Source organism: Verrucomicrobiota bacterium (assembly GCA_019247695.1).
Classification (GTDB): Bacteria; Verrucomicrobiota; Verrucomicrobiia; order Chthoniobacterales; family JAFAMB01; genus JAFBAP01.
Genome location: JAFBAP010000159.1, coordinates 33,918 through 46,675, shown reverse-complemented (window position 1 = coordinate 46,675; position 12,758 = coordinate 33,918). Strand labels below are relative to the sequence as shown.

Genomic DNA, 12,758 nt, shown 5'->3' with positions numbered 1-12,758 from the left:
CGGGCAGTGCCGGCACCAAGTAGACGCTAGGCCGGCACGGCCTGCCGGTGCCGCACCAGTTCCGCGTAGAGCGTTCCGTAGTCGGTCGCGGTTTGCGGCCAGGAAAAGTCGCGGTGAGCGGCCCGGTTCACCAGTTCATGCCAGACCTGGGTGTCTTGCCGGAGCCATCGCGCGCGGCGCAGCGCATCGAAGACGCCCTCCGGCCGGCTATGGTGATAGACGAAGCTGACGCCGGTCTGGCCGGCCGGCTGGACGTCGGTGACCAGTTGAACCAGGCCACGCCGGAAACGGATAACCGGGAGGGTGCCGTACCGCAGCGAAGCAATCACGGGCTGGGCCCGGTAGCCGAGCGACGAAGGAACGAGGATCAGGTCGGCCGCCGCCAGGGCCAAGGCGTAGCCGTCCGTTCCCGGCGATTCCTGCACCGTCGTAAATTTTCCGGGGTACCGCCGGGAAGCGGTGATCGCCTTGGCGCGTGCGCCAGCCGGGACCTCGCCGGTCAGAACCAGCCGGAAGCCGCTGGTCAGAATGAGATCGGTAATCGGGACGATGGAGGCGAGCACCTGTTGATCGCCCGGATTCAGGGGCACCGCCGTCAGCACGTCATCGGGGGCCAGCGAGAGGCCGAGACGCGAGGCGAGCGCTTGGCGGTAGGCGGCCTTGGCGGCAACCACGCCGGACGGCACACCACCCCTGACCAAGCCGTCAAGCGGCGGGTTGGTGGTCGTGTAATCATTCCCGAGCAAAATCCCGTGGACGCGCGCGGAGTTCTCCTGCAGCACCGCGTCGAGCCCGCAACCGCCTTCCTGGGTGAACGCCTCGAACATGGCGGGTTCTCCGGGCAGAACGATCGCATCCGCGAACAGAATGCCGCCTTTAAGGAAATTCAACCGGCCGTAGAACTCAACGCCGCGAGCGCTGAAATAGTGGCCGGGCAGGTTGGTCAACCCGAAATCAAAACTCCAGAAGGAGCCTTGGTGCTTCAGGTCGTAAATGGACAGGACGGTCTGAAACGGGAGCTGGCGTTCCTTGGCAAAGACCGGGATCAGGGCCGTCGGCCACTCGTGACCATGGACCACGTCCGGCGTGGGCGTCAAACGGCGTGACAGTTCCAGGACCGCCTTGGCAAAGAAGATGAATCGTTCGGCGTTGTCCTCGTAGGCCCGGTTGTCCCCGTAAATCGAGGAACGGTCGAAGTACTCGTCGCGGCGGACCAGGAAGATCTGAACCCCGTCTTCGCTCCGGGTCTCCAGAATATCCGCCGATGCCCGTTTGCCGCCCAGGTTAACCTGGAATTCCACGTCGGTCGGACTAACCTTATGCCCGCCCTCCGCGATCGACCGGTAGTAAGGCAATACCACACTGACGTCGTGACCTGCCTTCTTTAGTTCAACAGCCAGCGTACGTACATTCCTGCCAAGCTCTCCCGTATAAGCAAACGGAACGAGCTCACTGGAAGCCATAATGATTTTCATGATATAGTCCTGGGTTTGCGGCCTTGCTCCTTGCTTTGTACTACGTAAATCGTTGGCCCTTGCAATTTGATAGCCTGTGAGAAAGGTTCCGATCTTTCAATTGAAACCTTCTTGTCAAAGATCTCGCGCCTGTTAAGGTGCGGAATCTCCGTCTGCGAGCTATGACTTTAGGCTCCCTACTTTCTGTAGACCAAATCATTCCGGAAATGCGCGCCACCGAGAGGTGGGCGGCGATTGTTGAGCTGATTGATCTGCTCGTTGCCAAGGGGCGCGTGGAGCCAAAAAATCGTGACTCGATCCTGGCTGCCCTGCGGCAGCGCGAGGAAACCATGAGCACGGGCATCGGGTTCGGCATCGCCATCCCGCACGCGTCCTCTGTACACGTTTCTGAAGTGGTAGCGGCATTCGGACGGTCCACGACCGGCATCGAATTCGATTCGCTCGATAACTCGCCCGTGCGCTTTATCGTGTTGTTTATTGTACCGAAAGATCAGTTCCAGGTTCACCTCCGGACCCTTGCGGCCATCGCCAAATTCCTGAACGACAAATCGGTCCGCGAACAGTTAAGCCGGGCCGATTCGGCGGAGGAAATCCTCGCGATTTTCGATCACCGGGCCCCGCGGGCCCAGGCTTCCTGACATGTCGCCGGTAGTTTCGACGCTGCAGGAGCGTCTGCGCGACGCACTCGTGCGCATCGGGCTCGATCCCGACGAACGCCCCCAGGTTACGGTCGCGACGGACCCGCGTTTCGGCGACTACCAGACCAACGTCGCTATGACGTACGCCAAACGGGTCGGACAGAACCCGCGGGCGCTCGCCGGCCGGATCGTAGCCGCGCTCCAGGTCTCGGACCTGGGACCCGCGCCTGAAATCGCCGGCCCCGGGTTCATCAATTTCCGGCTCGGGGCCGATTTTCTGGCCGGCCAGGTGGCGGAAATGGCCCATGACGAACGGCTGGGTGTCCCCGTCGCATCGCCGGCAAAGACCATCATTATCGATTTCAGCTCGCCGAATATCGCCAAGCCGATGCACGTCGGGCACATTCGCTCGACCATCCTCGGAGACACGCTGGCCCGCGTCAGCCGGTTTCTGGGCCACCACGTCATCACCGATAATCACCTCGGGGATTGGGGTACCCAGTTCGGCAAGGTAATTTATGGGTGGAAGAATTTTCTGGACCAAAAGGCGCTTGAACTTCATCCGGTGGCCGAGTTAGTCCGCATCTACCGGCAGGCTGACGGTGCGGCCGCGGCCGATCCGGGCGTTCTCGACCGCTGCCGGGAGGAGTTGGTAAAATTGCAGCAGGGTGACCCCGAAAACCGGCGCATATGGCACGAGTGCGTCAGCCGTTCAATGCAGGAGTTCTCCCGCGTTTACCGGTTGCTGAACGTTCGTTTTGACGAGCAACTCGGCGAAAGCTTCTACCACGAGCGGCTGGCGGCGTTGGCCGCGTCCTTGCAGAAGGAGGGGATCCTGGAGGAAAGCGCCGGGGCCCTGGTCTACTGGGACCACTCCCTTTCCGATGACCCGTTCATCGTCCGCAAGTCCGACGGCGGATTCGGATACGCTGCGACCGACCTGGCCACCTTGCGCTACCGTCTGGAGCGCTGGCAGCCCGACGCGATCTGGTACGTCGTCGGCGCGCCGCAGCAGTTGCATTTCAAACAGCTGTTCAGCCTTGCACGCCGGTTGGGCGTCAAGATCGACCTGGAACACATCGCCTTCGGCAGCATCCTCGGCGAGGATCGCAAACTCATGCGAACCCGGTCCGGTGACTCGGTGCCCCTGGACGAATTGCTGCTGGAAGCCATCGACCGGGCCGGCGCGCTCGTCGCGGAGAAAAACCCGGACCTCTCTGAAGCCGAGCGCCGCCGCATCGCGGAGATCGTCGGCCTCGGCGCCGTCAAGTACGCTGAGTTATCACAGCACCGCATGACGGATTACGTGTTTTCCTGGGACAAACTGCTTTCACTGCACGGCAACACCGCTCCGTATCTGCAGAACGCCTATGTGCGAAGCCGGGCCATTTTCCGGAAGCTGCCGCGGACGTTTGCCCTTCCGGAGGCGCTGACGTTCACGGAGGCGGCGGAATTGAAGCTGGCCAGGGCGTTGGTGCAGTTTGCCGAGGTTGTCCCGGCCATTCTCGACGGGTTCCGTCCGAACGTGCTGGCCAACTATCTCTACGAGCTGGCCGCGGTGTTCCATGTTTTCTACGAGGCATGCCCCGTGCTTTCGGCCCCGGAACCGCAACGGGCGACCCGGCTGGCGCTGTGTGAGACCGTCGGCCGCGTGGTCCGGGCCGGCCTGGGACTGCTCGGCATCGAGGTACCGGAACGGATGTAAACAATTTTTGTGTTCCGTGCTAGGCATTGGTCGCGTTTTCTGTAAACATCATGTTTTTTATGAAAACGTGGCTTTGACGGAACGTGAAACCCGCCGGATGCCTCCCGGTGTCTGCCAGTCCACAAACGTTTCTTAATCCCAAATGGTCAAGGAGGAATAGACTATGGCCGATCGCGGTAAGCACATCCAAGGCGCCTTTGATGCGGCACTCAACGCGTTGAAAAACGATGCCCTCATGATGTCAAGCCTGACGGAGCGCCTGTTCGATAGCGCGATGGAAGGTTTGCTCACGCGGAACAGCGACCTTTCCAACCAGTCGGTGGCCGACGACGAGGAGATCGACGTGCTGGAAAAACAGATTGACCGCGTCGGCGTGGACCTCTTGATCCGCTTTCACCCGGTTGCGTCGGATATGCGGCAGGTCATTTCCACGATGAAACTGAGCACCAACCTCGAGAGGGTGGCCGATCAGGCGGTTTCCATCGCCCGGCGGGCCAGAAAACTTAACGTGGAACCGGCCATTCCGGAGGTTGCCTTGCTCGAACCGTTGTTCCGCGAGGCGAAAAGCATGCTGCGTGACAGCCTGCATGCGTTTGTCGAAGGCGACGCCGACCTGGCGCGGAAGTTGAAGCCCCGTGACCGTTACCTTGACCAGCTTAATACGGCTTTGAGCGAGGAGTTGACGATCAGGATGGCGGCAAAGCCCGAAGCAATTCCCAGTTACCTCAGCCTTATCTTCGTGGCACGTGCCCTTGAGCGCATCGGCGACCACGCCACCAACATCGCCGAAGACACCATTTGGGTGGAGCAGGCGGAAGACATTCGCCATACGTATGGGACGAAGCCCGCGGTCGGCTGATGAACTCAGTCACCGGTAACCGGTAACGCGTAACGGGTAGCGGGTAGCGGGTTCGATCACGCGGCGGATCCGCAGAAAGGCAGAAATCAGCCGCAGAACACGCAGAAAAGAAGAATCATCCACAGATTGCACCGCCGGACACAGCTTAAGGGTAGACGGCGAACGGCGAACCGCACCCATTATCCGTTACGCATTACCCGTTACCCGTTACCCATTACCCGTTACCCGTTACCCGTTACTGAGTCTGTGGCGTTTACCTTTATACCATGTTTGAAACGCAATCATCGAAAAAAACCGCGGTCGTAACCGGGGGCGCCGGGTTCCTGGGGTCTCACCTTTCTGACCGCTTGCTGATGGAAGGTTTCCGGGTCATCGCGATCGATAACCTGATCACGGGCAATCCGGACAACATCGCTCACCTGGCCGGCAACCCGGATTTTAAATTTATCCGGCACAACGTTTCGGAATTTATCTTTGTGCCGGGCCCGGTGCATTTCGTGTTCCACTTCGCTTCGCCGGCCAGCCCGGTGGATTACCTGGAGCACCCCATTCCGACGCTCAAGGTTGGGGCGCTCGGCACGCATAACACCCTTGGGTTGGCGAAGGACAAAGGCGCGACGTTCCTGTTGGCGTCGACTTCGGAATGCTATGGCGATCCACTGGTTCACCCGCAGAATGAGGATTACTGGGGCAACGTGAACCCGATCGGTCCGCGGGGCGTTTACGACGAGGCCAAGCGTTTCGCCGAGGCCATGACGATGGCGTACCATCGCTTCCATGGGGTGGACACCAAAATTGTCCGCATCTTCAATACGTACGGGCCGCGTATGCGCCTGAGGGACGGACGGGTGGTACCGGCCTTCATCAGCCAGGCTTTGAACGGCGAGCCGCTGACCGTGTTCGGCGACGGCGGGCAAACCCGGAGCTTTTGCTACGCATCGGACCTCATCGACGGCATCTTCCGGCTCGCGATGAGCGACTATCACAGCCCGGTAAACATCGGAAACCCCCAGGAGATGACCATTCAGCAATTCGCCGAAAAAATCCGGGAGATCACCGGAACAAAATCCCGGATCGAGTACAAACCGTTGCCGGTCGACGATCCGAAAGTGCGCCAACCCGACATCACTCGCGCCCGCAAGCTCTTGGGTTGGGAGCCCCGGGTTGAGTTCGACGCCGGCATCCGGCAGACCATCGAGTATTTCCGCGAAAGGCTTGCTTCGTAAAGGTAAGTAAACGCACGCTAAACGCACGCTAAACGCACGCGCCGGGTGCCTGACCCGGAACCACATGGCTGCGATCGGAATCACGGGCGGTATCGCTACCGGCAAAAGTACCGTCAGCCAAATCCTCCTTGAGCGCCTTCGCGAGCGGTTGCCGGTGACGGCTTTTAGCGCCGATGTTGAAGCTCGGAGATTGACGGAAGCCGATTTCGTTGTACAAGAGGAGATTAGGTCGGCTTTTGGAGAGACCGTTTTTGACTCCAATCGCAAGCTGGTGCGCGAAAAATTGCGTGCGCTTGTATTCGGAGACGTTGCGGCCCGAAAGAGCTTGGAGGGAATTCTGCACCCCCGAATACGCGAGGCTTGGTTAAATCGCTTGTGCGGGCAGGATTTGCTGTTGGCGGAAATCCCGCTGCTTTACGAGACCAAAGCCGAAAAACATTTTGATTCTATCATCGTAACCGCGTGCAGCCGGGCGTCTCAAATTCAACGGCTAACCACAGGACGTAGCCTGCCTCTGGAGATGGCCGCGCGAATAATCAACGCGCAAATGCCTTTGGAAGAAAAGATGCGCCGGGCGGACTGGGTCGTTTGGACTGACTGTCCGCCGCCGATTACTGCATTGCAGATTGATTCAATAGCCAGTGAACTCAACAAACGTTATGGAGGAGCAGCAGCAAGTTGAGCCGGGCGTGATGCCGGGCGCGCAGTTCCTTACCGGCAACGGCTCGATATTGGAGCTGGACCAACTGCACCGGCTGAATCACCCCGCGTTGGTGGATTTGGCGCGGGAACTCGGCCTGAGGGCATCGCACGAACGCACCCGCCACCAGCTGATCTTTGACCTGCTCCGTGCTTACGGCAGCCGCGGCATCACCCTGATGGCCGAGGGTATGCTCGAGCTGTCGAATGAAACGCACGGTTTTCTGAGGTGGGAGCGTTACAGCTTTACGCCTTGCCCGGAAGACGTTTACGTTGCGCCCAACCTTCTCAAAAAGCACGCGATCCGGGCCGGTCACAAGGTGCGCGGCACCCTGCGCCCCCCGCGGGAGAAGGAGAAATTTATGGCCCTCGACCAGGTCATCAGCATTGAGGGGATCCCGGTCGAGACGTGGCAGGAACCCAAACACTTTGACCAGCTGACCGCCCTTTTCCCGGACCGGCGGATCCTGCTGGAAAACCAGAAGACCAAGAGCGTGAGCGCGCGCGCGGTCGACCTTATCGCCCCCCTGGGTCGCGGGCAGCGCGGATTGATCGTCGCGGCGCCTCGGACCGGCAAGACGATCCTGCTCAAAGAGATCGCCATGGCCATCCGGGCGAACGCTCCGGAGATCCACTTGATCGTCCTGCTTGTCGATGAGCGGCCCGAAGAGGTGACCGATCTCAAGCAGTGCCTGGATTGCGAAATTTTCAGCTCCACCTTCGATGAGCCGCCGACCCGGCACGTTCAGGTCGCCGAGCTGGTCAGTGAACGCGCCAGACGGCTGGTCGAACTGAAGAAGGACGTGGTTATTCTGCTCGACAGCATCACCCGTTTGGCCCGGGGTTATAACGCGCTCCAGCCGGGCAAAGGCCGGATCATGTCGGGCGGGGTGGAGGCTAAGGCCCTGCTCAAACCCAAAAAGTTTTTCGGCGCGGCCCGCAACGTCGAAGAGGGAGGCAGCCTCACCATCCTGGCAACCGCCCTGGTTGAGACGGAAAGCCGCATGGATGAGGTGATTTTCGAGGAGTTCAAGGGCACCGGTAACATGGAGCTCCACCTCGATCGTACCCTGGTCGAAAAACGGGTTTACCCGGCGATCCACATCCTTAAATCGGGAACCCGTCGGGATGACCTGTTGTACCATCCGGATGAATTTCAACGGGTCAGCATGCTTCGTAAGAGGCTGGCGCAACTACCCGCCATCGAGGCGATGGAAGTATTTCTGCAAACCTTGAAGGCGACCAGGTCCAACGCGGAGCTGCTGCTGACCGCATTGCGCTGAGGATGACCGATTTCGACGGCGCCATCATCTCTGACCACGCGGCACTGGACGCGTGGGTGAAGGCGTGCTCCCAAAGCAATCCGGTCGCGGTCGACACCGAGGGCGACAGTTTGCATTGTTACCGGGAAAAGCTGTGCCTCATCCAGATGAGCACGGTGGACGCGACCCTGCTGATCGACCCGCTTGTCCGGATGGATTTCAGCGCGTTCAACGCCATGCTGGGCGCGCGAACCGTCGTGCTGCACGGGTGTGACTACGATTTGCGGATGTTGCGTCGAGGGATCCAGTTTACTCCGGGCAGCGTGTTTGACACTTACCTGGGCGCCCGGCTGCTCGGGCTGAAGGAGGTCGGGCTGGCCTCGCTGGTCCAGCGGTACTTCGGCGTCGATCTGCCCAAAACTTCGCAAAAGGCGAACTGGGCGCGCCGTCCGCTCACCGCCACCATGGTGTCATACGCCATGAACGATACGCGCTACCTGCTTCCGATGGCCGAACGCATCAGCGCGCAATTAGGTGAATTGGGACGCTGGTCCTGGTTTGAAGAGAGTTGTGCCCGAGCCGTCGCCGCGGCCAGCGAAGATCGGGAACGTGATCCGGAGAAAGCATGGAAGGTGAGCGGCAGTTCCGTGTTGCGAGGGCGTGCTCTGGCGGTATTGCGCGCGCTCTGGTTCTGGCGCGAGGAAGAAGCCGAGCAGGCCGACCGCCCGACGTTCCAGATTCTCCGGAATGAAGAAATGGTGGAAGTCTCCCAGGGCGCCACTCAAGGGCGGGTGAACCTTCCGCATCACCTTCCTGCCGGCCGCCGCAAACGACTTTATGCGACGCTGCACAAGGCCCTGGAGCTGCCTGAGGACGCCTGGCCGCAGCGCGAACCGGTGATCCGGACGCGGCCGACCCCTGAGCAGGAGAAGCGGTTCGAGGATCTGCGCCAGCACCGCGACCGGATCGCGAGCAAACTGGAACTTGACCCGGGCGTGCTGGCGCCCCGGCAGGCGCTCGAGCGTTTGATCCGTGAACCGGAAAGCATTGATGCCGTCCTGATGGGCTGGCAACGCCGCTTGCTGGGCCTGTAGCGTGCCGGGTGGCGTTGTCCGGCGTTGCGGGTCGATCACGCGAACGAATCCGGATTTCAGGTCAGAATTCCGTTGGCAACTGAAAACGATTCGGCTAAAGGTGTATCCATCGTCATGAACCGTCGTTACCAAGTTGGCACTTCGCAGCCTTTTGGTTACGCCGGTTATTTTTTCTTTTATTGGCGCTTTAACTAAGCGTTCAACCCCCGCTTCTTTTTCGAGCACTTTTCAGGTTGAACGCTGGACTCCCCGGCTATGCACCCTTTTTCACGGTCTACTCCCACCATTCTCGACGCACCGGCAGCAGGTGCCCGCCGGGCGCTTCCCGTCAATCGAACGTCTTCCACCACCTCCCATCCAACCCTCCACCCAACCGCTTCTGCCATGATTATCATCACACGTCCGGACGCAACCGAGGCACAGATCGAACATATCGTCGATTCCGTCCGTCGGTGGGGCCTCAAAACCGAAGTCAGCCGGGGTGTGCTCCGGGTGGTTATCGGGGTGATCGGCCCGGAAGACAAAATCCGTGAGAAACCGCTCGGCGCCTTTCCTGGTGTCGAATCGGTGATGCCGGTGCTGAAACCCTACAAACTGGTCTCCTACGAATTCCGGGGTACGCCCTCCCACGTCAAAGTAGGGCCGGTGACGATTGGGACACCGGAGGTGGTAATAATGGCCGGGCCGTGTTCGGTGGAAAGCTACGAGCAGATTACCTTGATCGCTCGAAGCGTGGCGAAAGCCGGGGCGAAGGTCCTGCGCGGCGGCGCTTTCAAACCCAGAACCTCGCCGTACAGTTTTCAAGGGCTCGGCAAGGTCGGTCTGCAGTTCCTGCACGAGGCGCGTGAACTCACCGGCATGCCGATCATCACCGAGGTGATGGACACCAAAGATCTGGAGTTGGTGGCCGCTTACGCCGACTGCCTCCAGATCGGTGCGCGCAACATGCAGAACTTTTCCCTGCTGCGCGAGGTCGGCCGTACGAATCTCCCCGTGATGTTGAAGCGCGGAATGGCTGCGAGCATCAAGGATCTCCTGATGAGCGCGGAGTACATTCTGAGCGAAGGCAATTTCAACGTTCTGCTCTGCGAACGCGGGATCCGCACTTTTGAAACGATGACCCGCAACACCCTCGACCTGAACGCCGTGCCGGTGCTGAAGGCCGAGACGCACCTGCCGGTGGTGGTCGATCCCACGCACGGCGTTGGCGTACGCGAATTTGTCCCGGCCATGGCGCTGGCCGCGGTGGCAGCCGGTGCGGACGCCCTGATGCTTGAGGTGCATCATGAACCCGAACGCGCCAAGAGTGACGGCGAACAATCGCTGCGGCCGCATGAATTCGAGGACCTGCTGACCCGGATCCGGCGCGTCGCCGAGGCGGTAGGCCGTTCCCTCTGAAGAAGAATGCCACAAATGCCACAAGCGGAAAAATGCCACAAATGAAGAAGGGCTACGCCGCGTGCCATCCCATAAAGGACGGCCGGAAATGAATTCGAGGCATCGGTTCCTTCATTCCGCACTTCACAGGCACCGGTTTACCCGGTACCCGGCACTCTTCTTTTGCTTGCTGTTGATGGGGTTGGGCGCGGCCCGGGCCGCTGACTCGAGCAACGCGAAGTTTAACCTGGCGGTCGATCAGGCCTATAAGGCCATCCAGGCGGGCAAGTTCGCCGAAGCGGAAAAGCAGATCGAGGCCGCCGGAAGATTGCAGCCGAACGCGGCGGAGATCCCGAACCTGCGCGGCGTCTTGCTGACGCGTGAACAGCGTTACGACGAAGCCGCCGAGAAGTATCATCAGGCTATCGCGATCGATCCCAACTTTTACCCGGCCAAATTCAACCTGGCGGAGCTGGCGTGGCTGCACGGTGACGTGCCGGAAGCCCTGCAGCGTTACCAGGAGCTCCAGAGCGTGGATCACTCATCGGAAGTCCTGCAGTTCAAAATCGCGATTTGCTACCTCCTCCTGGGTGATGAGGCGAACGCAAAAACTGTGACGGACATCATCCCGATTCCGGGCAAGACACCGGCTTATTACTACGCCCGGGCCGCGGATTGGTTTCGAAAGGGAAATTGGCCCCAGGTCGAACACTACGTGGCGACCGCCCACAAATATTACCCGGACGGCCGGTGCCTGTACTTTGAAGCTGCCCTGCGCCAAGTCGGCCTCGACCTGGCAAAACGGAATGCTGCCTGGACCACGCCCGTATCGACGCCGTCCCCCTCCCCGCCGCCTCCGGCCTCCACACCCGGTTCATCTCCGGCGCCAATGCCGGCTTCCACACCCGGTTCCTGATCAGCTGCCTGGGCGCCGGTGCGCAACCAGCGGCGGGCGAACCCCGTCAGGTGCGTGGAAGGGTCTCAAAAGGCGCTATACCTTAAATTTATTGTAACTAAAGATCATAAGCCATGGAGATCAAATCATCGATAATATCTATATCCACTAGATTGCATTTGCATCGTAAGTCGAGGTATGTGCCGCCGCTCAGGCGCTTTCCCGCCCCCCAGCGTGAGGCAAGCCGGGCGTACCGGCCTTTTTGAAATGGGCACTCTCAGATTCGCCAAAAACAGTATAATTTAACGCAAGAATTTAAAACACTTACAAAGCGCAAGTCAGGAGATTTTAACGCCATCTTTCCATCATTGTAATATTTTCTAAGATGCTCGCTACTTTCTGCTATATTCGCCTCACGGGAATGCACGATAAGAGGGGGAATGAAAAAGACCATTCTCATTCTTATCGTTGCGGTTTCCGCCATCCACCCCAGCTTGGCGCCATTCACGGCATCCTCCAAACCGGGAGCTGAGGCAGGAGCATGGCACCCGCGCGTAGAGTCAACCACGCTGGCCTGGGCGGTGCCATTGCCGCGAAAGGCGACCGCCACGCTGGCCTGGGCGGTGCCATTGCCGCGGAAGGCGACCGCCACGCTGGCCTGGGCGGTGCCATTGCCGCGAAAGGCGACCGCCACCCTGGCCTGAGCACGGGCCGACGATGCTCGCTTCGGCTGCGTCCTCTGTATGAGTTCAATGGCGCAACGGTTGGTTGCGCCTAAGGGACTTCCAAGGTGCTGGTGTGGGTTTCGATTACGCGCCAGCCCTCGGGAAACTTGCGCCAAGTCGAAGTGCTGAATCCGTGAACCTTCGCCGCTGGAAAATAGACCGTCCACCACTCAATCGTGGTTGCCGTTTCAGGCGAGACGATGTTTGTTTGAAGGCGTTCCAGGACGGCGTGCCCCATATTGTTCTTTTCCGGATACTGGCGCTCGACGGTCGCTTTCACCTGGTCCCAACCTGTCCAGACCGACCCTTCGGTGACGTAGACCAGGAGCGGCGAACGCCAAAACACCTGCATATAACCATCGATGTCTTTGGCATTCCAGGCGGCAAACTGCCCGGCGAGCAAAGAAGCGATTTGCAGTGCATCCGATTGTTGTGCCTCTTGCGCGTGGGTGATATTCAGCGCCGGGGGCTCTGACGGAGACGGCGGCGGCGAATCCGTGTTGAGCGACATGGCTAGAAAGAATAACCCGAACAGCATGTACGACCCGTGTGATACCGGTCAAAAAGAGAATTGGCTAGGCTTTTCGGCGGAAATCTGCGGAAATTATCAAAGGTATCGCAGGTTAATTGCGGCGCAATACCCCTGGGCTTGAGTCTCTCTTTCGAGAATTCCATTTGCCGTGATTAAAGTCGAGCCCGGTTCGAACGTTCGAGCTGCTTTTTCTGACTCGTGATGCAAAACGCTCCGGGAACGGCCCTGGCGCGTCGTCAAATTCCATCCGGCTCGCCCTGCGCCGTGCTAA

The 12,758-nt window shown here is 59.8% G+C and carries 12 protein-coding genes; 10 read left to right on the top strand and 2 right to left on the bottom strand.

Features of this window, described 5'->3' with window-relative positions; translation table 11 throughout:
* Positions 1–26: 26 nt before the first annotated feature.
* A complete protein-coding gene (locus JO015_19060; GenBank protein ID MBW0001198.1) occupies positions 27–1,463 on the bottom strand; it encodes a glycogen/starch synthase in 1,437 nt (478 codons plus the stop codon).
* Positions 1,464–1,636: 173 nt separating this feature from the next.
* On the opposite strand from JO015_19060, the gene JO015_19055 reads away from it, so the two are divergent.
* From JO015_19055 to JO015_19010, 10 genes are all read left to right on the top strand, one after another.
* Positions 1,637–2,113 (top strand): PTS sugar transporter subunit IIA, encoded by a 477-nt coding sequence (locus tag JO015_19055; GenBank protein ID MBW0001197.1) that lies wholly within the window; start codon positions 1,637–1,639, stop codon positions 2,111–2,113.
* A gap of 1 nt (position 2,114) precedes the next feature.
* A complete protein-coding gene (argS, locus tag JO015_19050) occupies positions 2,115–3,818 on the top strand; it encodes an arginine--tRNA ligase (protein MBW0001196.1) in 1,704 nt (567 codons plus the stop codon).
* Between the two features lie 163 nt (positions 3,819–3,981).
* Positions 3,982–4,677, top strand: coding sequence for a phosphate signaling complex protein PhoU (phoU, locus tag JO015_19045; protein ID MBW0001195.1), 696 nt, complete (start codon positions 3,982–3,984; stop codon positions 4,675–4,677).
* Positions 4,678–4,943: 266 nt separating this feature from the next.
* Positions 4,944–5,903, top strand: a complete 960-nt coding sequence (locus JO015_19040) for an SDR family oxidoreductase (GenBank protein ID MBW0001194.1) — start codon at positions 4,944–4,946, stop codon at positions 5,901–5,903.
* A gap of 64 nt (positions 5,904–5,967) precedes the next feature.
* Complete coding sequence (locus tag JO015_19035; GenBank protein MBW0001193.1) at positions 5,968–6,585, top strand: dephospho-CoA kinase; 618 nt, start codon at positions 5,968–5,970, stop codon at positions 6,583–6,585.
* A 10-nt stretch (positions 6,586–6,595) separates the two neighbouring features.
* Complete coding sequence (gene rho / locus JO015_19030; GenBank protein ID MBW0001192.1) at positions 6,596–7,885, top strand: transcription termination factor Rho; 1,290 nt, start codon at positions 6,596–6,598, stop codon at positions 7,883–7,885.
* 2 nt (positions 7,886–7,887) lie between these two features.
* The gene (locus JO015_19025) at positions 7,888–8,958 is read left to right on the top strand and encodes a ribonuclease D (GenBank protein ID MBW0001191.1); all 1,071 of its coding nucleotides are present in this window, start codon (positions 7,888–7,890) and stop codon (positions 8,956–8,958) included.
* A gap of 384 nt (positions 8,959–9,342) precedes the next feature.
* A complete protein-coding gene (aroF, locus tag JO015_19020; GenBank protein ID MBW0001190.1) occupies positions 9,343–10,356 on the top strand; it encodes a 3-deoxy-7-phosphoheptulonate synthase in 1,014 nt (337 codons plus the stop codon).
* Positions 10,357–10,444: 88 nt separating this feature from the next.
* A complete protein-coding gene (locus JO015_19015) occupies positions 10,445–11,251 on the top strand; it encodes a tetratricopeptide repeat protein (protein ID MBW0001189.1) in 807 nt (268 codons plus the stop codon).
* Positions 11,252–11,670: 419 nt separating this feature from the next.
* The gene (locus JO015_19010; GenBank protein MBW0001188.1) at positions 11,671–11,934 is read left to right on the top strand and encodes a hypothetical protein; all 264 of its coding nucleotides are present in this window, start codon (positions 11,671–11,673) and stop codon (positions 11,932–11,934) included.
* A gap of 70 nt (positions 11,935–12,004) precedes the next feature.
* Here the strand turns inward: JO015_19010 and JO015_19005 are convergent, their stop codons facing one another.
* Entirely contained in the window at positions 12,005–12,466 is a 462-nt protein-coding gene (locus JO015_19005; protein MBW0001187.1) for an SgcJ/EcaC family oxidoreductase, read from the bottom strand.
* Between the last annotated feature and the right edge of the window lie 292 nt (positions 12,467–12,758).